The 21,204-nt window shown below is 66.1% G+C and carries 13 protein-coding genes and 1 tRNA gene; 6 read left to right on the top strand and 8 right to left on the bottom strand.

The window, feature by feature from the left end; all coding sequences use genetic code 11:
* Positions 1 to 20: 20 nt before the first annotated feature.
* The 4 genes from FHT19_RS16160 to glmU all read right to left on the bottom strand — a co-directional run bounded on the left by FHT19_RS16160 (position 21) and on the right by glmU (position 4,632).
* Entirely contained in the window at positions 21 to 386 is a 366-nt protein-coding gene (locus tag FHT19_RS16160) for a PIN domain-containing protein (protein WP_168556670.1), read from the bottom strand.
* A gap of 11 nt (positions 387 to 397) precedes the next feature.
* Entirely contained in the window at positions 398 to 595 is a 198-nt protein-coding gene (locus FHT19_RS16155; RefSeq protein ID WP_168556669.1) for a ribbon-helix-helix protein, CopG family, read from the bottom strand.
* Between the two features lie 62 nt (positions 596 to 657).
* Positions 658 to 3,153 (bottom strand): TonB-dependent receptor, encoded by a 2,496-nt coding sequence (locus FHT19_RS16150; protein WP_248290511.1) that lies wholly within the window; start codon positions 3,151 to 3,153, stop codon positions 658 to 660.
* 96 nt (positions 3,154 to 3,249) lie between these two features.
* On the bottom strand, positions 3,250 to 4,632 hold the full coding sequence (glmU, locus tag FHT19_RS16145; RefSeq protein WP_169475926.1) for a bifunctional UDP-N-acetylglucosamine diphosphorylase/glucosamine-1-phosphate N-acetyltransferase GlmU: 1,383 nt from the start codon (positions 4,630 to 4,632) through the stop codon (positions 3,250 to 3,252).
* Positions 4,633 to 4,693: 61 nt separating this feature from the next.
* Between glmU and FHT19_RS16140 the strand changes: the two genes are divergently transcribed.
* Positions 4,694 to 5,365, top strand: a complete 672-nt coding sequence (locus FHT19_RS16140; RefSeq protein ID WP_169475925.1) for an HAD-IA family hydrolase — start codon at positions 4,694 to 4,696, stop codon at positions 5,363 to 5,365.
* Between the two features lie 4 nt (positions 5,366 to 5,369).
* Here the strand turns inward: FHT19_RS16140 and FHT19_RS16135 are convergent, their stop codons facing one another.
* Entirely contained in the window at positions 5,370 to 6,371 is a 1,002-nt protein-coding gene (locus FHT19_RS16135; RefSeq protein ID WP_169475924.1) for a DNA topoisomerase IB, read from the bottom strand.
* A gap of 125 nt (positions 6,372 to 6,496) precedes the next feature.
* Between FHT19_RS16135 and yghU the strand changes: the two genes are divergently transcribed.
* From yghU to FHT19_RS24775, 5 genes are all read left to right on the top strand, one after another.
* Positions 6,497 to 7,363 carry a glutathione-dependent disulfide-bond oxidoreductase gene (gene yghU, locus FHT19_RS16130; RefSeq protein WP_168556664.1) on the top strand — a complete coding sequence of 289 codons (867 nt, stop codon included), beginning with the start codon at positions 6,497 to 6,499 and terminating at the stop codon, positions 7,361 to 7,363.
* Between the two features lie 134 nt (positions 7,364 to 7,497).
* Positions 7,498 to 7,572 (top strand) — tRNA-Gln (locus FHT19_RS16125).
* A gap of 274 nt (positions 7,573 to 7,846) precedes the next feature.
* Positions 7,847 to 11,377 carry a cadherin domain-containing protein gene (locus tag FHT19_RS16120; protein WP_169475923.1) on the top strand — a complete coding sequence of 1,177 codons (3,531 nt, stop codon included), beginning with the start codon at positions 7,847 to 7,849 and terminating at the stop codon, positions 11,375 to 11,377.
* A gap of 171 nt (positions 11,378 to 11,548) precedes the next feature.
* Complete coding sequence (locus FHT19_RS16115) at positions 11,549 to 12,520, top strand: diacylglycerol kinase family protein (protein WP_169475922.1); 972 nt, start codon at positions 11,549 to 11,551, stop codon at positions 12,518 to 12,520.
* Positions 12,521 to 12,609: 89 nt separating this feature from the next.
* Positions 12,610 to 13,635, top strand: a complete 1,026-nt coding sequence (locus tag FHT19_RS24775; protein ID WP_169475921.1) for a phosphatase PAP2 family protein — start codon at positions 12,610 to 12,612, stop codon at positions 13,633 to 13,635.
* 10 nt (positions 13,636 to 13,645) lie between these two features.
* Here the strand turns inward: FHT19_RS24775 and FHT19_RS16105 are convergent, their stop codons facing one another.
* From FHT19_RS16105 to FHT19_RS16095, 3 genes are read right to left on the bottom strand one after another with little or no spacing between them, the layout of a single operon-like run.
* Positions 13,646 to 17,860 (bottom strand): translocation/assembly module TamB domain-containing protein, encoded by a 4,215-nt coding sequence (locus FHT19_RS16105; RefSeq protein ID WP_169475920.1) that lies wholly within the window; start codon positions 17,858 to 17,860, stop codon positions 13,646 to 13,648.
* The gene (locus tag FHT19_RS16100) at positions 17,860 to 20,220 is read right to left on the bottom strand and encodes a BamA/TamA family outer membrane protein (RefSeq protein WP_248290510.1); all 2,361 of its coding nucleotides are present in this window, start codon (positions 20,218 to 20,220) and stop codon (positions 17,860 to 17,862) included. Before FHT19_RS16100 ends, FHT19_RS16105 begins: the two co-directional genes overlap by 1 nt.
* The gene (locus FHT19_RS16095) at positions 20,144 to 21,001 is read right to left on the bottom strand and encodes an arginyltransferase (protein ID WP_169476176.1); all 858 of its coding nucleotides are present in this window, start codon (positions 20,999 to 21,001) and stop codon (positions 20,144 to 20,146) included. The genes FHT19_RS16100 and FHT19_RS16095 overlap by 77 nt, the downstream gene beginning before the upstream one ends.
* Positions 21,002 to 21,204: the final 203 nt, after the last annotated feature.

Raw genomic sequence — 21,204 nt, 5'->3', positions numbered from 1 at the left:
GATCTTGGCCCAGACTTTCTTCAGGATTGGTAGGGTATCCGGATGCCCGGCATCATGGCCGGGAAATCCTTGGTATTTCGTGTCACCAGAATCGCCCCGCTGACTTGCGCCGTGGCCAGCACGGCCGCCGCCGCCAGCGAAAGGCCCATGCGCCCGATCAGATCGGCTGCTGCGGTGGCTATACGCCCATCGAGTTCAACGATTTCGAACGGGGCGATTAATTCGCGGACATGATCGCGCGTTTCCATCGGCTCTGCCGCGCAAAGCTCGATCCAGGTGAGCCGGGCGATGCGGTGGCGCGGATAGCGCAGCAGTTCGACGCGCGCCTGCGGCTTGCCCGCAAGCCAATCGGCGACAATGCCGGTGTCGAAGATGGGATCGGACATTCCGGCGGGCCCTATTCGCCACTGCCGGGCAGGTCGGCGCGGCCCTGCCAATAGCCGGCGCCACGCGCAATCCAGTCCTGGCTGGACTTGCGCAGCAGATGGGCTTTCACCGCCTCGCGAATCTCGGCCGCGCGCGAGCGGCCGGCGCGAACCGCCAGGGCATCGAGCTTGTCGATATCGTCGTCGGGAATATCAACCAGAGTACGCAAACGGCCAACCTCGCCTCGAATGATATCGCGATATCATATCGCGATATCATCGCGCAAGGATTTCAGAACGTGAAGCCGAGCGAAGTGGAAACGGTGCGCCCGGTGATCGCGCGGGCAAAGCCCAGCCCGCTGGCCGGCACGGTGCTTTGCGCCACCTCGAAGATGCCCATCGTATCGAACAGGTTGTTGACGTTGAATGAAAGCCGCACGCTCTTGGCCGGCAGCACCTGGGCAAACAGGTTGACCGTGGTAAAGCCGGGCATCTTGAGCAGATTGCTGTCCTGCGCATAGCTGGACGTGATGGTCACCAGGCTGGCCCCGGCGGCTACCTTGCCCAGATCGACTTGCGGCGTGGCGCTGAATGTCCAGGTGGGCTGGTGGCGTGGCTCCTTGCCGGTCAGCGTCGGGTCCAGCCGGTCGGTGGTGATCCGCGCCTTGGTATAGGTCGCGCCATAGGCCAGGCGGAACACCCCGCGTTCCACCCCGCCTTCCACTTCCACGCCCGAGGCATGATAGGTGCGATCGGTGCGGTTGGCCGAACCATTGAGCACGTTGTGATCGTCGGCATCGGCGGTGAACCCGGTGACGTTCAAAGTGATGCCGTGCTTGCGGAACTTGAACCCGCCTTCCAGCTGGCGCACGGCGTCATACTTGCCGCTGGCATCGGTCACCGCGCCGCTGGCGCTATCGACCAGCGGGGTGAACAGGATCTTGTCGGCATTGGCCCGCCCGCCCCGGCTATAGCGCGCAAAGACCGAGAACGGCTCTGCCACGCGATAGTTCACGCCGGCCGAATAGCTGATATAGCTGTAGTTGTAATTGACCGGCGCCGGCTGGGTGAGCGGCAGCATCGCCACGGCCGCTTCGGGCCCGGTGATCTGGCCATCGCGGTTCATGTCATAGCTGGTCACGCCCACGCGCCCGCCGCCCAGGTCTGCGCCATAGAGCGTGCCGCGCACCCGCCCGGTATCGAGCCGCACGCTGCCGCCGATGGCCAGCTTGCCGATGTGATAATTGACCGAGCCATAGGGGGCGAGCACGCCATAGGTCACATCGAAAATGCGGCGGAACTGGCCGGTGCGGCCGCGCCCGAACGCGTAATAACCATTGAGCGTCTGGGCCACGCCCGCGCTGTTGAAGATATTGACCATGGCGGTCTGCCCATGGCCCACCACGTCGATATCCATCGCGGTGTGCAGCCAGGTGGTGTCGAGCGCCTGCGAGGCGGCATAGACGCCCAGCGTGGTGGTCAGGTTGCCGTGCCCCACTTTCCACACTCGCGTGGCGCGCAAGTCGTTGGTAAAGTTGTCGAGCGAGCGGACCTGCAGGTAGGACACATAATACAGCGCGAGCAGGCCATTGCCGTTGACATCGGCGCCGATCGCCTGCCCCGCGCGCGGGCCACTGGCATAGACGGCGCTCGCGCCGGCTCCGCCCTGCCCCGCGGCAAAGGCCGAAACGGTGTTGACGCTGGAATTGAATGCGCGGTCAAAGTCGCCAGAATTGGCGGCGTAGCGCATCTTGTCGCTGACGGTCCAACCCGCGACCTGGAATTCTGCTTCCAGCCCCAGGGCCTGTGACACGGCATGCTGCCCGGTGTTGAGCGCATAAGCAGCCGGCTGGTTGGCGCTGTCGAGCGTCACGACCGGGCCAAGATACGGCGAAAGCACCGAATCGCGGCGAATGTCGAAATTCTTGAGGTTGGTGTAGACCGGATTGTCGTTAGTGCCGGTGATGCCCACGGGATAGGGCGCATACGTGGGCGAGCGATCATCGAGCAGCTTGGCGTAGAACCGGATATAGCCATTGGCAAAAGTGCGGGTGATGTTGAATTTCACCTGCCCGCCGCGCCAGCCGGTCATGCCGATACGGCGCGGCCCCTCGCCCGAGCGATAGAAGCCGCCGAGGTGAAAGCGCAGGTTTTCCGAAAGACGCGCGCCATAATCGAAATCGACGCGCTTCTCGTCATAGTTCAGCCCGCTCGATACCTGCACCGCGCCGCCGGGATTGTCCCCCGTCTTGGACATGAAGTTGATCAGGCCACCAGGCGAATCCGACGCAAAGGTAGAGGCAGAGCCACCGCGGATGACCTCGACCGCGGCAATGTTGAAATCGTTGCGCAAATAGACATCGGCCCCGGCGTTGAACAGATCGCCGAATTCCAGCAGCGGCAGGCCGTCTTCCTGGATCTGCATGTATTTCGATCCACCGGCGGCCAGCGGCAGGCCGCGCACGGTGAAGTTGTTGTTGCCCTCGCCGATGCCCGATTCCACCCGCAAGCCAGGCAAGGTGCGCAGCACGTCGCCCGGTGAGCGCGGCCCGAAGCGGATGATGTCATCGCCGCGCAAGGCGCTGGTCGAAATGGCGCTGTCCAGGCGGTCGCGCCCCTTGGCCACGCCGGTGCTGAACACTTCCACCTTGCGGGCGGGAACAGCGCCGGGCGCGGCAGGCGTGGCTGCCTCGGGTGCCGGGCCTTCGGGTGCGGCATGGGCAGGCGCGGCGTGCGTAAGCGCCAAGGCCAACGTGGCGCAACCGGCAGCAAGGTTTGAGGCTTTCACGGCCATCTCCACAAGACAGGATGTCTTGGAAGATGGCGTTACGCCCGATGAAGTGACTGTACGGGGCGGGCCTGGCTAGGTTCGATTACGGAGGCCCTACTTCTTCCCTTCGGCCTTCTTCTTTTTCATCGCGTCGTGGAAGCGGTCCGCCCAGCCGGGCTTGACCAGTTGTTCGGCGCGCACCAGGCGCAGTTCGCCATCCGAGACATCGCGCGAGACGGTGCTGCCCGCCGCGACGATGGCGTCGGCACCGATCCGCACCGGGGCGATCAGGGCAGAGTTGGAGCCGATGAAGGCGCGGTCGCCGATCACCGTGCGATACTTGAAATAGCCGTCATAGTTGCAGGTGATCGTGCCCGCGCCGATATTGGCGCCCGCCCCCACATCGGCATCGCCCAGGTAAGTGAGGTGGTTGGCCTTGGCCCCGGCGCCCAGGCGCGCATTCTTCACTTCCACGAAATTGCCCACCCGGCTGCCCTGCTCCAGCGCGGCACCGGGGCGCAGGCGGGCGAACGGCCCCACCGAAACCCCGCTGTCCACGCGGCAGCCTTCCAGGTGGCAGAAGGCATGGATCACCACGTTGTCCGCCACCGTCACGCCCGGGCCGAACACCACGTTCTGCTCCACCGTCACGTCGCGGCCCAGCACGGTATCGTGCGAAAACCATACCGTTTCGGGCGCGACCAGCGTGGCGCCATCGGCCATGGCCACCTGGCGGCGGCGATCCTGCCAGCGGCCTTCGGCCTGGGCCAGTTCGCCGCGGCTGTTGATGCCGGCCACTTCATCGGCGTCGGCGGTGATCACCACGGCGCAGGTCTTGCCAGCGGCATTGGCGACATTGACGATGTCGGTCAGGTAATATTCGCCCTGAGCATTGTCGTTGCCCACTTGCGCGAGCAGGGCAAACAGATCGGCACTGTTCACCGCCATGAGGCCGGAATTGCACAGGGTGCAGGCGCGCTCCTGCTCGCTCGCGTCCTTGTGCTCCACCATTTTCACCACGCGATCGCCATCGGCAATCACCCGGCCATATTGCAGCGCATCGGCCGGCTGGAAGCCCAGCACGACCACGGCCGGCGCATCGGGCGCATGCAGCCGATCGAGCATGGCCTGCATTGTCGCGGCCGTCACGAACGGCACGTCGCCATAGAGAATCAGCACATCGCCCACGAAACCGGCCAGCGCCTCTTGCGCTTGCTGCACGGCATGGCCGGTGCCCAGCTGCGGTTCCTGCACGGCGATGGTGGCGCTGCCGGCCAGCGCCTTTTCCAACTGGTCACGGCCGTGACCGGCCACCACCACCTGGCGCGCGGGCGCCAGGGCCGCCGCGCTGGCCATCAGGTGCAGCAGCATCGGCCGTCCGGCAATCGGGTGCAGCACCTTGTGAAGATCGCTTTTCATGCGGGTGCCCTTGCCGGCCGCGAGGATGACAAGAGCGAGGGGGGCGGTGGCCGAGGGCGACAGAGTGTGCGTGGTCATATCCGCATCCTTGCCAGCTAATGCTTGCAGTTTCCAGAACGGGTGGGCACTGGCGATGCACATGACCGATTTTCCATTTTCAGTCGTCGGGTTCGATCTCGACGGGACGCTGTGCGACACCGCCGCAGACCTGGGCAACGCGCTCAACCGCACGCTGGAACACGCCGGGCGGCCCACCTTCTCACTCGACGTGGTGCGCCGTTTCATCGGCGGTGGATCGGGGCAAATGCTGCGCGCCGCGCTGGCCGAAACCGGCGGCTATGACGAGGCGGAGTTCCCCCCGCTGCAAGACGTGCTGTTCGGCTATTACGGCGATGCGATCGCGGTGCATTCGCGCCTCTATCCCGGCGGCGAAGCCATGCTCGATGCCCTGGCCGCACGCGGGGTGACATTGGCCGTGGCCACCAACAAGCGCGAGGCATTCGCGCGCCAGTTGCTGGACGAACTGGGCCTTTCGGCGCGTTTTGCTACGATCATCGGTGGCGATACGCTGGGCCCGGGCAAGGCCAAGCCCGCACCCGACATGCTGCAGGAAATGGTGGCGCGCTGCGGCGGCGGCCGTGCCGCTTTCGTGGGTGACACCACGTTCGACGTGGGCGCCGCGCGCGCCGCCGGGTTGCCGGTGGTGGCGGTGAGCTTTGGGTTCCACGACCTGCCCCCGCCACTGTTGGGCGCCGACGCAGTGATCGATCACTTCGACGCGCTGGTGCCCACGCTGGCACGGCTGGGCTGAGCGCTTACTCGGCCAGCAGGTCCAGCAGCCCGCGCTCCTCGCGGCTGAGCCAGCGCGTGGCGCGCGGCAGGCGCAGGCCGGCGCGCCATTCGGCCTGGCCGGGCACCAGGGCCAGCACGGCGGGGTGGATATAGCTTTTGCGCGCGATCGTGGGCGTGTTGCCCAGCCGATCCGACACCAGCGCAAGCAAGGCCTTGAGCGGCACGTTTTCCTGCGCGTGGGCCAGCGCGGCGAAGGCCAGCACGCTGGCGTGCCAGGTGCGAAAATGCTTGGCGGTGATCGGTGCGCCGGTCGCCGCGCGCAGCCAGGCGTTGACATCGGCCGAACCCACCGGGCAGGCAGTACCATCCTCGTTCAGGTATTGAAACAGGTGCTGCCCTGGCAGATCCTGCATGCGCCGCACGAAGCGGGCGAGCGCGCGATCGGTCAGGCGCATGTCGCGCTCGATGCCCGATTTGGCGCGAAAGCGCAGGCGCAGGCTTTGGCCCTTGAGTTCCACATGCCGCATGCGCAACGTGGTGGCACCAAAGCTGGCATTGGCACGGGCATAGGCTTCGTTGCCGATGCGGATCGCGCCGGTATCGAGCAGGCGCACCACGCAGGCGATGCAGCGCTCCTCGCTCAACGCCCGCCCCGACAGCGCCGCTTCCACGCGCGCCCGCACTTTGGGCAGCAGGGCGCCGAATGCAGCGCACCCGTCGAACTTTTCCGCCTCGCGCGCGGCGCGGAAATCGGGGTGATAACGATATTGCTTGCGCCCGCGCGCATCCACGCCGGTGGCCAGGATGTGCCCATGGGGCAGCGGGCAGAACCAGGCATCGCGATAGGCCGGCGGCAGAGCCACGGCATTGAGCCGGTCGATCTCGTCCCGATCGATGATGCGCTGCCCGGCGTGATCGCGGTAGCACCAGCCCCGGCCGGCGCGGCGCCGGGTGATGCCGGGAATGCTTTCATCCACATAGACCAGTTGGCACTTGCCCGGTTCTGGCAAAACGGCTTTCCTCATGCGGGGCTAGGCCTCTCCATCGGGCCAACGCCACAACATGTCTTGCGGTTCCCCCCATGCCCCGCCAGAATGATAGGCAGGCTAACAATCGACCGCACATAATCAACCGTTGCAGAGGAACGACCATGTCCGAAGAATATACCCCGCCCAAGGTCTGGACCTGGGACAAGGCCAACGGCGGCGCCTTTGCCAGCGTCAACCGACCGATCGCCGGCCCCACGCACGACAAGGACCTGCCGGTGGGCGCGCATCCGTTCCAGCTCTATTCGCTCGGCACGCCCAATGGCCAGAAGGCCACGATCCTGCTGGAAGAACTGCTGGAAGCCGGCGTTGCCGAGGCGGAATACGATGCCTGGCTGATCAAGATCATGGATGGCGATCAGTTCTCGTCCGGCTTTGTCGACATCAATCCCAATTCCAAGATCCCCGCCCTGGTCGATCGCAGCGGCCCCGAACCGTTCCGCGTGTTCGAATCCGGCGCGATCCTGATGCACCTGGCTGAAAAGTTCGGGATGTTCCTGCCCACTGCCAACCCGGCGCGGGCCGAATGCCTTTCCTGGCTGTTCTGGCAGATCGGCTCGGCCCCGTTCATGGGCGGCGGGTTTGGCCATTTCTACAACTATGCACCGGTCAAGATCGCCTATGCGATCGATCGCTATGCCATGGAAACCAAGCGCCTGTTCGACGTGGCCAATCGCCGCCTGGCCGAAAGCCGTTTCCTGGGCGGAGACGAATACACCATCGCCGACATTGCCGCCTATACCTGGATGGGCAACCTCTATCGCGGCGAAGCCTATGGCGAGGCCGCCACGTTCCTGTCGATGCACGAATACGAGCATGTCGGCCGCTGGGTGGGTGAGATCGACCAGCGCCCCGGCGTGCTGCGCGGCCGCCTGGTCAACAGCGGCAAGGGCCTGGCCGAGCGCCACAGCGCGGCCGATTTCGCGACGCTGCCCCCCGAAAAGCTCAAGGGCATCGTCAAGGGATTCTGAGCAGCGCCAGCCGCCCCGCAATCCCGTTTGCGGGCATTCTCTCTTCCCATGCGGGAGGGGGAATGCCCGCGGCAAGTTATCCCCAGCTACCCTCTTTTCATTCGCGTTTCGCCCGCTATAAGCGCGCGCTCTGCTGGGGCGTCGCCAAGTGGTAAGGCACCGGTTTTTGGTACCGGCATTCGCAGGTTCGAATCCTGCCGCCCCAGCCAGATTTGCGGTCCAAGCCGCAACGCGGCGCAGGTTCGATCGCCACCGGCCGCATCCAGCCCTCCTTCTTGCATGGTGATGGCTATCCAGCCCGCCAGCCGTGGCTGTACCACGCCGGACCGATGCCGATTGGGCTTGCCACCCTCATCGTTACGTGTTGTTACTTAGGCTCTTACAAATAGTTCGGTGTTGCCCAGCCTGATCGCCCTGTGCCCGGTTTTCCGCGCGGCACCGGGGCTGTTGGGCTGTGGGCGGCCTTTCGGGCAGGAGTGCGCGATGACGGTATACGGCAAGCAGGGCACGGCATTTCTGATTCCCACCGCCACCGCCAATATCCAGAACCAACCCGCCATCGCCACGCTGGCCGATGGCCGCGTGGTCGTGGTCTGGACCGATCTGAGCAAGGGCGTGGGTGGTGCCACCGGCGATACCAGCGACAACGCGATCAAGGGCCAGATCCTGGCCGCCAACGGCAGCAAGCTGGGCAGCGAATTCCTGATTAACACCGCCACCAGCGGCGGCCAGACCCTGCCAACGATCGCTTCCCTTGCCAATGGCGGCTTTATCGTCACCTGGACCGATGCCAGCGCAGGCGTGGGCGGCGCCGGTGGCGATACCAGCGGCAAGGCGATCAAGGCGCAGATTTTCGATGCTACCGGCGCCGAAGTGGGCAGCGAAATTCGCATCAACGCCCGAACAGTCAGCGACCAGTTCCAACCGTCCGTCGCCTCGCTGGCGGGCGGTGGTTATGTCATCACCTGGACCGACACCGCCGGTGCGATTTCCGGTACCGGCGCCGATACCAGCGAGGCGGCGGTCAAAGCCCGCATCTATGACGCCAATGGTGCCAAGGTCGGCGGAGAATTCCTGGTCAATACCCAGATCATCGGTAGCCAGGCCGATGCCCATGTCACTGGGCTGGCCAATGGCACGTTCGTGATCACCTGGACGGACAGTCCGATCGAGGCAACGCTCGAAAACCCCTACCCCGACACCACGACCGCCGATGGCGATATGGCCGGCATCAAGGCCCAGCTCTATGCCGCGAATGGCACCCCGATCGGCGGCGAGATGATCGTCAACACCTCGACCTATTATTACCAGACCAAATCCACTGTCACCGCGTTGGCCAATGGCGGCTATGTCGTGGCTTGGGAAAGCTGGGACGGCTACGGTCCGGCCGACAACACCCCCCGCATCCTGGCCCAGGTGTTCGATGCTGGCGGTGCCAAGGTCGGGGCCGAACTGGCGGTGAGCACGCCCGCGGGCATCTATATGCCAGAATGGCCTACGATTGCGGCACTGGCCAACGGCGGCTTTGTCGTCGTGTATGACAAGCAGCTAAGCGGGGGCAACGCGATCACCGCCCGAGCCTTTGATGCGCTGGGTCATGCCGATGGCGCCGAAATCGCAGTGACCGGTTTGACCACCTGGCCGCTTTACGATCCCGTGGTTACCGGGCTTGCCGATGGCGGTTTCATGGTGAGTTGGACGGACTATAACCAGGGTGGGACAACCCCAGGAGACACCTCGATCGCGGTCAAGGGCCAGGTCTTCACGGTGGTGGGCCACGATCCGATGATAACCTCGAACGGCGCCGACGCTACGGCCAGCGTGGTGATTGCAGAGAACAACGCCGTGGTCACCACCGTCACCGCCACCGATGCCGATCCGGGCACCACGATCCGCTATGCCCTGGCCGGCGGCGCCGACGCCGCGCTGTTTCAGATCAACGCCACCACCGGTGTGCTTTCATTCAAGTCTTCGCCCGACTTTGAAAACCCGACCGATGCCAACCGCAACGGGGTTTACGACGTGATTGTGTCGGCGCGCGACGGCACTTACACCGACACGCAAGCCATCGCCGTGACAGTGAGCGATGTGTTTGATTCAATGGTCCACACTACGCGAACCGCGCTAGTACGGGTCAACGCCGAAACCCCGGGCGAGCAGATCGGACCCACGCTGGCCGCCACCACCGACGGCATGATTGCCGCTTGGGTGGATAGCAATACGCTGGACCTGCGCGCGCAATTCTTGGCAGCCGATGGCAGTCGGGTCGGCAGCGAAATCACGGTAGCTACATTGGGTGTAGGACCGTCAACCGACAACGGCGTGACGATGGCCCAACTGGCGGGCGGCAACATTGTTCTGGCGTGGACAGATGCCAACCGTACCATCAAGGCGCAGTTGATCACCGCAAACGGCACGCTAGTGGGCGATGCCTTTTCCCTCGCCGCAACCCCATCGCTTGCCGGATCGCCACGCAAGGCAGCGATCGCCACACTTGCCGACGGCGGCTTTGTCGCCACCTGGGAGGCCTATGCCGGCGCCGACAGCAGCGGAACCGCTGTCCGCGCCCAGTTGTTCGATGCCAGCGGCAATAAGGTGGGTGCAGAAATCGCGGTCAACACCGCCACCAACGGTAACCAAGCCGACCCGGCCATCGCGACACTGGCCAAGGGCGGCTTCGTGATCACCTGGAATGACAGCAGCGCCACCCAGGCGGACACTGACGGCACAGCCGTGAAAGCTCAGGTTTTTTCCAGCAGCGGCGTAAAGCTGGGGAATGAGTTCCAGGTCAACACCCATGCCCCGGGAAACCAGGATCACGCCGTCGTTGCCCGCCTTGCCAACGGCACGTTTGTGGTTTCCTGGCAGGACAGAACTGGCGTGGACGACTCGCTGACCGCGATCAAGGCCCAGTTGTTCAATGCGAGCGGAGCGAGGCTGGGCACAGAAATCCTGGTGAGCACCACTGATAGCGCATCCGACGCTGTGATGCCGGCCATCACTCCCATGGCGAACGGCGGATTTGCGATCGCATGGAATGACAGCGGCCCGGCATGGGTTATGGTCCAATTGTTCTATTCTACCGGGGCCAAAGCTGGCAGTGCGTTCAAGCTGAGCGCAGACGCGATCAATTCAGATCTGCCATCCGCGCTGGCTGGCCTTGCCGATGGGTCGTTGGCCTCGGTATGGCAAACCCACGCGGCTGAACTGGGCGATACCGATGGTGGCATCGCCCTGCATGTCGATACCGTGCAGACCCCAAGCGGCAGCGTCACGATCACCGGCAGCGCCGCGCCCGATGTGCTCAATGGCACGTTCTACAATGACAAGCTGCTGGGCGGCGACGGGGCGGACAAGCTCAACGGCGGATCGGGCACCGATACGCTGGTGGGTGGCGCGGGAGACGACCGCCTCTATGGCGGCGATGGCAGCGATACGGCCAGCTATGCCGGGGCCGCTGCCGGCGTTACCGTCAGCCTGGCGATCACCACCGCGCAGGATACCATCGGTGCGGGCACCGATACGCTCAATTCGATCGAGAACCTGGGCGGCTCGTCCTTTGCCGATCACCTCACCGGCGGCAGCGGCAACAATTACCTGGTCGGCGGCAACGGCAACGACGTGCTCGATGGCGGGGCGGGCAACGATCTGCTGGTGGGCAGCGCCGGGGCCGATACGATGACCGGCGGCACCGGCAACGACCGCTTCCGCTTCGACGTGATGGAAACCACCGCCCGTCGCGACACCATCACCGACTTCACCGCCGGGCAGGATTCGATCGAGATTCGCCGCAGCATATTCACCGCCTTTGCCGGGCACGCGGCCGGCGCCTTGACCGCCGGGGAACTGGCACTGGGGCCGGTTGCCACCACGCCCGACCAGCACCTGATCTATGACCAGTCCACCGGGGTGCTATCCTACGATGCCGATGGTTCGGGCGCCGGCGCGGCGATTGAACTCGCGGTGCTCACCGGCCATCCCGCCTTGGTCGCGGGCGACATCCTGCTGATCTGACCAACCCACGCAAGCGCGTGCCTATCCCGTTCTGACACCGCCATATCCGGCCTGGCTGCAAACGACGTTGTTATGACAACGCCAAAAAGCTAATGCACCGCGCCGGGGACGATTGGAGGTTGGGGTTGGTACGCGTAAATCGACGGCTTGGCCGGACCGGCGGGACAGCCGATGGCTGATCGCGCCCCGGCACGACACGCCGTGGCGTCCTGTTCCTTCGCCCCGCCTGATGCCCCCACGCCGGCTGCGCGGCCCACGGTTGCGCTGGTCTATAATCCCCATGCCGGGCATTTCTGCGCGCGCACGCTGGCGCGCTGGCAAGCCGCGCTGGAAAGTGCCGGCTATCCAACCCTGCTGGTCGATAGCCTGGACTATGCCCGCGCGCCGCAGCACCAGCCCGCCGACGTGGTGTGCATCGTGGGCGGAGACGGCACCGCCCGCATGGTGGTGGAAGCCGGGCTGGCCGGCACTGACGCCGCGCCACTGCGCCACGCGCTGCTGCCGGCCGGCACGGTCAACCTGATCGCCCGCGAAGCCGGCTGCACGGCGCAGCCCGATGCCCTCCTTGCAGCACTCGCCGCCGGTGCGCCGGGCACGCCGCATTACCTGGGCCTTCTCGATGGTGCGCCGTTCCTGTGCTGCGCTTCGGCCGGGCCGGACAGCGCAGTGGTGGCCCGCGTGACGCCAGCCGCCAAAAAGCGCTGGGGGCGCGCTGCCTATGCCCTGGCGGCGATCGCGCAAGCCTGGCGCTGGCCACGCCCGGCCCTGCGCGTGACGATCGACGGCGTCGCGCACGCGGCCGAGGCGGTGTTCGTGTTGAAAGGGCGGTTTTACGCCGGCCCCTGGACTCTCGATCCCCAGGCAGACCTGCGCCGACGCGAATTGCGCGTGGTGCTGCTGCCCCGCGCGCGCCGCCGCGACATCATTCGCCTGGCCTTGAGCGCGATGATCAGCCCACGCTTTGCCGATCCGGCCTGGCAACGCTTTGCGGCACAAGCCGTGACTATCGACGGGGCGCAGCGCGTGCCGATCCAGGCCGATGGCGATGTGGTGGGACAAACTCCGGCGCGGTTCAGCCTAGCGACAGCGCCCATCCGCTTCCTGTCTCCGGCGGCGCGACAGACCACAAGGGACCAGGCCTGATGCGCCAGCAATTCGAACGAGAGCCTTGCAATGATACTGTCCTGCCCCGGTCCCCGGCCCAGCCGCCTGCGCCCACCCCATTGCACGTGGTGCCAATCGCCCCTCTCGCCGCCGACCTGCCCCACCCGCGCCGTTCGATGATCGGGGAAACGCTGCCTGCACCGGCGCGCCGCGCGCCTGTGGCGGATCGCTGGCTGTGGGCGCTGGTCGCCGCTTCGGCCCTCGCCGTCATGGCGATGATGGTGGCCAATCGCCTGCCGGTGATGGTGGCAAGCCCGGCCTTTGCCGTGCTGGTGCTGGCCGTGGGCGCCTTGCTGGAGACCTGGCGCCGCTGTGCGCGCGCGGCAACGCCCTTGCAGGCCCGGATGCGGGACTTGTGCGAATATGGCCTGGTGCTGATTGCCATCGGCGTGCTGGGCGGTGTGGCCAGCTATCAAGTGGCGGCCCTGTCCCGCGGGTTTTGCGACGACATGCTGCAACGCTGGGACACCGCGCTGCATTTCGACTGGCTTTCGCTCTACCGCCTCGTGGTCAGCCATCCGGTGCTGCAATATACCGGATCGGCGGCCTATGATGCGGTATTCCTTTATCCCTGGGCCATCCTGATCTGGCACGCCTGGAATGGCGAGCGTGCCCAGGCGCGCGAATTCCTGCTGACCTTCTGGCTGGCCGCAGTGATCACGCTGGCGCTGTTCCCGCTGTTTCCAGCGCGCGGCGCCCTGGCCCACTTGTGGCACGGAGCAGTGCCCTATGCCCCCAGCAACGGATTGGACCAGGGCACGGTGATCGCCACGCTGCGCGCCCATGCCCTGGGCGGGATCGATCTGGGCACGGTCACCGGCGTCGTCTCCGCGCCGAGCTTCCACACCGTGTGCGGCGTGCTGTTCATCGCGTTTTCCTGGCGCATCGTGCCGCTGCGGCTGCTGATCGTGCCGCTCAATCTGATGCTGCTGGCGGCCACCCCGATCGAAGGATCGCATTACCTCATCGATATGGTGATCGGCGCCCTTGTCGCCTCGACCGCGCTCGTCTTGGTGCGCAAGCGCGCCACCTTGCTGACCCTGGCCCAGGGCCTGGCGGCAAGGCGCCTGCGCCCCGCCGCCGTTTCACGCTGATCCTTCCCGATCAATAGTCCTTGCTGGCCTTTACGCTGACCTGTTCATCGCCGATCGTGGAGATCGTGCCGAGCAGGGCCAGCCAGCGGGTGATGCGGAATTCGATCGACGTGGCGTTGTACCCGCGTCCGTCGGTCACCAGTTCCAGATAGAACCGCCGCCCCAGATACTTGCCCACGGCGATCGACGTGCCGCGCCCGGTGGTGGCATCGGCCCCCACGATACGCAGGCGATCGAGCCCGATCGCACTGCGCACCTTGTTGATCGGATCGCCCCCGCCGCCGCCACGCAGGCTGGCGAGCGCCGAGGCCAGTTGCACGGCTTCCGGCGCCGAAATCTGCGTGATCGAGGTGCCGAACAGCAGGCGGCTGAGCAGCTCTTCCTCGGGCAGGGCCGGGGTGGAACTGAACGCGATGGAGGTGTGCGCCGCCGTGCCGGAAATCGTGATCGTGGCGGTCACGCCATTGGCATCGCCGGTGGCGACGATATCGAGTTGCGGATCGATCGGAGTGGTACCAGTGAAGCGGATCTTGCCGCGCGTGAGATCGAACCGCTTGCCGGCGAATTCATAACTGCCACGGATCACTTCGGCCGTGCCGGTAATCTCGGGCGCGGCAGTGGTGCCGCGCAGGCGGATATCGGCCCCCCATTCGCTGTCCAGCCCCATGCCGCGCACCGCCACACGATTGGCGGCCACCGCATCGATCATGAACTGCCACGGCGCCGAGGGAACCTTGGCTGGCGCAGCATCGGCGGGGGCATTGATTTCGCGCGTCTTGATCGTGGGCAGGTCTGCCGCCGCGCTTGCCTTGCCCAGGGCCCAGCTGGCCTGGTCGATGCGCACGCGCCCGGCGATCGTGCCGCCGTTGCCGCTGCTGATCACGCGCAGCGGCCCGGTGACCGTGGCCGACATGTCGTCGCGCCGGATCAACTGCGCATTGCTTGCCGCCAGGCGCAGGTCGATGCCCACGCCCTTGGTGGCAATCGCCGAAAGGTCGATCGTGCCGCTGCCTTCCACTTTACCCCCATTGCTGGTGGTGCCGGTGAAATGCTGGAGCGAGAGGTGCGAGGCATCGAAGCTGCCGGTCGCCTCGACATTCTGGACGTCCGCACCGATCAGGGACGAACGCAAGCGCAGCCCCTTGCCCGCCAGCGCGCCGTTGAGGACGGGCGCATCGATCGTGCCGCTGACATTGGCCACCGCGCCCAATGGCCCGGTGAAATCGAACGCCTCCACCGCCGACAGACGCCACAGCGCTTCGGCCGGGCCGCTATAGCGCACCTGCGCGTTGAGCTTGCCGCCGCGCAGGCGTTCGGTCAGCGTGCCGCCGCGCGGCAGATCGGCAATCGCGGCCTGCAGGCGACCGCGCACCGCGCCGCCATCCTTGACCACGGCGCGCGTCTGCAACGATGCCGCATCGAGTTGGCCGATCAGGTAGAGATCGACCGGGTGCGACGTGAGCACCAGGCCAGAGCGCGAGAAGTTGCGCACCTGGATGGCCACATGGCCCTGCGGCGCGCCGGTGCCATCGTCGCTGTAATCGATCAGGCCCGAGGCGATGCCGCCCAGCCCGAGATCGGCCACCGCGATATCCAGCACCGAAAGCGGCATGCGCGCCACTTTCAGATCGATCTTGGTCGGCCCACCCAGGATATGGCCCTCGGCAATCACGATGCCGCGGCCGAATGTCACTTGCGTGGGTTGCAGCTTCCAGCCTTCGCCCTCTCGCTCCATCACCATGCGGCGCGGCATGTCAACCGTGCGGCCGGCATAATTGCCCGCCACATAGGCGACGACCTTGTCAGGCTCGAACGCAGCGGTGCCCTGCAGCGCGAACTGCGTGCCACGCCGCCCCGCGATCGACGCGGTGACGCTGCCCGAACCGTTGACCAGCGCGGCGCTGGCCGCCAGGCGCCCGATGAACACTTTGCCCGCCGAAAGCCCCTGCGCGGTAACATTGGCCGTCACGGTGCTGTTGCCTTTGGCAAACAGGCCATCCACGTCGATCTTGGCGCTGCCGATGGCCAGCGGCGTATCCCCGCCAAAGCGGGCATTGCGCGCTAGGATCAAGGCCTTGACCATCTGCCCGCCATCCTGTGGCGCCAGGTGGATCGTGCCATCAAGCCCGCCGCCTTTCAGCGCCAGATCGCCGCTCACGCCGCCATTGGCCAGCACCAGGCCACCGGTCACATCGGTCTGCCACACGCGCAGGAACTGGATCTGCAGCCGGGTGGGCCCGTCCTTGGGCGAAAACAGGCCCATCGACCCGTTGAACGGCCCCAGGCGCGATTGGCCCTGGGCGGTGATGCCCAGGCCATCGGGAATCGGGCTGATCCCCACGCGCACATCCTTGAGGCCGGCCGCCGGCAGCGGGCTGGCAAACACCAGTTCCGCGTGCGGGCCATCCTTGGCGAGGCGCGCGTTGACGGTGAACGGACCATAATCGGTGGAACGGCCCTGGCCAACGACGCTGGCGGTGCCGTCCTGGCCCACCTGGCCGTCCATGGTCAGCGTCAGCTTGGGGGCGTTGACCGACACCTTGCGCAAGGTGAGCGGAATGGCGCCACCCATCCGCGCACTGCCCGAAAAGCGCACGTCGCCACCCGCCAGATTGGCCAGCGTGGCGTTGCTCAGGCGCGACAGGCGCCCGGCGGCATTGGCCTGGATCGACCACGGCAGGCGATCGCCCACCTTGATCAGCACTTTGGCCGTGCCGTCCAGTGTGCCGACATTGGGCACGGCAAAGCCGCGGGCCACGATCGGCCCGGCCAGGGCATAGCCGCCGCGCGCCATGTCGCCGCGCAAGGTCAGCCGCGCGTCCAGGCCCTTGAGATGCAGGGCCAGCGGATCGGCCGACAGGGCATTGCCGCGCATCACCAGATCGCCTTGAAGCCGGGCCCCGCCCAGATGCTGGTCGACCATGGCCTGGCCGCTGCGCAAGACCTGCGCCGTCACGTCGAGCGGCAGGACCAGCGCCTTGCCATCCCAGTGCGCGGTGCCGGCAGTCCGCAGCCCCTGCGCGGTGATCTGGCCCGAACGCAGGCTTTTCACGGTGACGAGGTGTTCGAAGGACAGATCGTTGAACGCGCCATCCAATGTGCCCGACAGCGCCACGCCTTCCACCTGCGGATCGGGCAGCAGCTTTTCCGGGTGAAGCACCTGGGCCTTGACCTTGATCGCCTGGGCCTGGTTGTTGGCGAGATCAAGGCCGCCCTGCGCCATGGCGCGCAGAGTTGGCGTAACGGCAAAGGCGGTGCCCTGGGCACGGCTTTGCGCGAAAGTGCCCTGATAGACGAGCGAGACCTTGCCACCGGCAGCAGCCGCCGCCGTGCCCTTGACCAGATCGGCCGGGAACACCTGGCCAGCCAGGCGATAAGTGCCGCTGCGGTTGTCGAGCAGGAAGGCCGCCAGGGTCTTGCCACCCTGTTGCGCCCAGCCAAAGCCATGCCAATCGGCAAAACTGCCGCGCCCCGCCACGCGCATGTGCACATCGCGGCGCAGGCCCGAAAGCCCGGCGAGCAGGCCATCCTTGGGGGCATCATAGAGCCCGGCCAGTTCGAAGCGATCGCGATCGGGTTCGCTGTCGAGGTGCACGACCAGGCGGTCGCGGCCCCCCAGCTTGCCCGTCACGTCGACCAGGGCGCGCCCGTTGCGAATGTCGGCGCGGGCCTTCACGTCGATACGCCGCCGATCGCCGACGATGCCCTTGGCAATCGTCAGGTCTTCCAGGGCAAAACGATCGATGCGGATGTTGAAATCGGGCAGCACCGGCGCGTTGGGATCGCCCGGATTCATCTTGGGCGTGCGCCACAAGGTGCCGCGATGAAAGACGAGGGTGCGGATATCGAGGCCGCTGTGCAGCCACGAGAGCGGCCGCCAGTCCAGCTCTACCTCGGGCACGGTCATGAAGCGGCCCTTGGGATCGCTGATCACCACGTCGCGCAGGGTGGACGCGCCGAACAGCGAACCGTCGATCCGCCCGATCTTCACGCGCAGGCCCGATCCCGGCGTGACCTGGGCAATGCGATCGATCACGAAGCGATGGCCGATGGCCGAATCCAGAATGAGGAACAGCGCCCCCAGCCCGGCCGCGAGCAAGAGCAGCGCGGTGACAAGGCGACGGGCCCAGCGCGCGGTCCAATGGCCTTGCGGGGCGCTGCGGGCCGCGGCGGGCTGATCCGCCGGCGTTGGTGCCGGCGGGGTATCCTGTGGTTCCTGCACCATCAGAAGGCTTGCCCCAGCGCGATATAGACACCCAGGCGGCTATCGCCCGGACGCGGATTGATGGGCGTGCCCACGTCGATACGGATCGGGCCGAAGTTGGTCTGGTAACGCAGGCCCAGGCCCGCGCCCAGGCGCAAGCCGGACAGCGTGGGCGTGGCGGTTGGTCCCACGGTGCCGGCATCGACGAAGGGCACCAGGCCCACCGCGCCGCCAAACAGACCCGTCTTCACGCGCGCTTCCAGCGAGAATTCGCTCAACGAGCGGCCACCGGTCGGCTCCCCGGCGGAATCGAGCGGTCCCACCCGCTGATAGGCATAGCCACGCACCGATGCGCCGCCACCGGCATAGAACCGCCGCGACGGCGCGATATTGTCGAGCGTGGTGCCGGCAATCGCCCCCAGTCGCGTGCGCGCGGCCAGGACCACGCTGCTGCTGATGCGCTGATAGATGCTGGCATCCACTTGCGTCTTCACATAGCTCGACTTGGTGCCGTCGGTGGTGGACAGCTCGGGCGAGACGCGCAGCGAAAGGCGCCAACCCCGGGTGGGATCGAGCAGGCTGTCGCTGGCATCATAGGCCCCGCGCAGCGGCAGGGCGGCGATGAAATACGTGGTGCGCGGGGTGGTGCTGGTGGTTTCCTGCGTCCCGATCAACTGGATGCCGAACGAATAGGTCCACGGCTTCTGGAAGATCAGCGTGGATTGCTTTTCCAGGCTTGCCGTCGCCGAAATGGTGTTGGCGTCATAGGCGCGAACCTGGATGGTCTGGGCATAGAGATCGGCGGTAAGAACCTGGTCCCGCTCGTGGAAATTGTTGCGGCGGAAGGTGAAACCGGCCAGCTGCTCTTGCGTGCCGAGCACGCCGCGGAACTTGATCATCCCTTCGGGCGGGAAGAAGTTGCGGTGTTCCCAGCTGCCTTCCAACCGCGCGCCTTCGCCGCTGGAATACCCGATCAGGCCCGCCAGCGTGCGCTGCGGCGCCTTGGTCAGATCCACGTCCACGTCCACCACGCCGGGCTGCCCATTGGCGGGCGGCGTGACTTCGCGGGCCTTGACCGTTGCGGTGGACACCAGGCTGGTGGCCAGAATGCCCTCGCGCAGGTCGTCCATGTCGCTGCGCTGGTACATGTCGCCGGGGCGGAAGCGGGCAATCCGCTCCAGGTGGCGGGAACTCAGGTAGGCCGGCAGGTTGCTGTTGACGTGGCCGAAGCGGTACTTGCCGCCGGTGGTCACCGGCACCGTGAGGTCTCCGGTCCGCGGTTCGTGGTCGATCACCAGATCGGGTTCGCCCACGCTGGCAAAGGCATAGCCGCGCTCACCCAGTTCCTTGTTGAGGCTGTCCTTTTCGGTGAGGATCTTGTCGCTGTTGATCGGATCGCCGATGTTGAGGTGGAACGCGGCGCGCAGATTGGCGCTGTCGCTTGCGGCCATAACATCGCCCAGCGCGATATGGGCAAAGCGATATTGCGGCCCAGGCTGAATGTCGAAGCGGACCACCGACTTGGCGAGATTTGCCTGACGCCGGGCGCGGGCCTCCTCGGCGGTTTCGGCCTTGGCCGGCGCTGCTGCGCCGGTCGCGGCACTGCTGCTCGCCGTTTCCGGGGCGGTGGCCGCCGGAGTCGTGGTTCCGGGCGTAGCGGGCCGCTCGATCGTCTGCGTCACACCCGGATCGTAATAGCCATAGACGCGCAGCACCTGCTGCAGCAGTTCGGCATCGCTCTTGGCGCGACGGGTCAACTGCGCCAGGTTGTCTTCATCGTCCTTGAGCGTGGCCAGCGCCGAAAGGCCCTTGAACCGCGCGACGATGGCATCGCGATCGGGAATTTGCGTGTCGGTGGGAAACGCGAGCACGACCTGGTCTGCCACGCGCACCAGGGCGGCATTGGCAATCCGCACGCCTTGGGCCGAATCATCGGTTTCCAGCGCGGCCCCTGCGGCCTTGGCCTGCTGCTGGGCATCGGCGATATCGGGATCGGGCGTGAGCGGCTCGATTGCGGGCAGATCGGCCTGGTCAGGCCAATCGAGCGTGATGCCCGGCATGGCGGGCAGCGCCGGCAGCGGATCGGGGCTGATCAGGGTGGAAACATCGGGCACCGTCGCGCGGGCGGCATCGGTGTCGCGTGCCCAGGCCTGCGGGTTGTCGATCGCGGAATCGGGGATCAGCGCTTCAAGCGCGGGATCGGCATCGCGCGACTGGCCCAGTGCGGGCAGCGGCCCGAGAACGGCCCCCAGACCCACCCCCAGCGCGGCAAGCGCGCGCGCCAGGTTGGATGGCCCGAAGACGTCAGAGTGGAGGAAACCCTTGCGCCACGCTGGCGCTGACAGGCTGGGCAGAAAGCTCGGGCTTGGTCGGCAGGCCATCGGCACCATCGGTTTGCCCCAGGCGATCGATGGCCTGGGCTTGCGCCTCAGGCTCGAATGCACACCAGCCATCGCGGCCAAGACGCTCCATCGGGCGATAGCGGATCTTGTACTGCATCCGTGCCGATCCCTCGACCCAATAGCCGAGGTAGACATAGGGCAGGCCGATCCTCTGTGCGTGGAGGATGTGATCGAGAATGATGAAGTTTCCAAGCCCGCCGCGCGTTTCGTGATGTGGATCGTAAAAACTGTAGACCATCGAGAGCCCATCACCCTGCTGATCGGTCAGGCAGGCCCCCACCAGTTTGCCCGGGCTGCCATCGGCAGTGGGCTCCCTGTATTCGATCACATAACTTTTCACCGACGTATGTTCCACCATGTCCGCGAAATCCATCTCGTCCATGGTGGCCATGCCGCCGCCCGGATGCCGGGCAGCGAGATAACGCCGAAGCAGATCGAATTGTTCCGCAGTGGACCACGGTTTACACGCTGTCACCACAAGATCGCCATTGCGGCGCAGATCGCGCCGTTGTGTGGCCGATGGGCGAAAGGCCCCCGCCACCACCCGCACCGACACACAGGCCGTGCAATCGACGCACGATGGCCGATAGGCCACCGTCTGGCTGCGCCGGAAACCGATGCGGCTCAGCGCATCGTTCAGCTCCTCGGCGCCAGGCCCCTTCAACTCGGTGAAGACCTTGCGTTCCTGCCGGCCGGGCAGATAGGGGCACGGGGCCGGGCTGGTGACGAAGAAGCGAGGGAAGCGGACAGGCGCTGTCACGGCGAAGAGCAGTTCCTTGTCGCGAAGCCGGACCATCCGGCGCGCGTCTTGCCCATAGCCGTGCCCCGGCATGGCCCTGGGTTAAAGCGTGTTAACCACGAAAGCCGATTGACCGACAAGCCTGCGCCGTCATTTCGGTGCTGATTTTCACGGGGCCGTCCGATCCCGTGCCAAGGCAGGACAGCCTGCCCGGCACGGGTTAA

It is taken from the genome of Novosphingobium sp. SG919 (assembly GCF_012932495.1).
Classification (GTDB): domain Bacteria; phylum Pseudomonadota; class Alphaproteobacteria; order Sphingomonadales; family Sphingomonadaceae; genus Novosphingobium; species Novosphingobium rhizosphaerae.
This window is presented reverse-complemented; position numbering and strand designations above follow the sequence as displayed.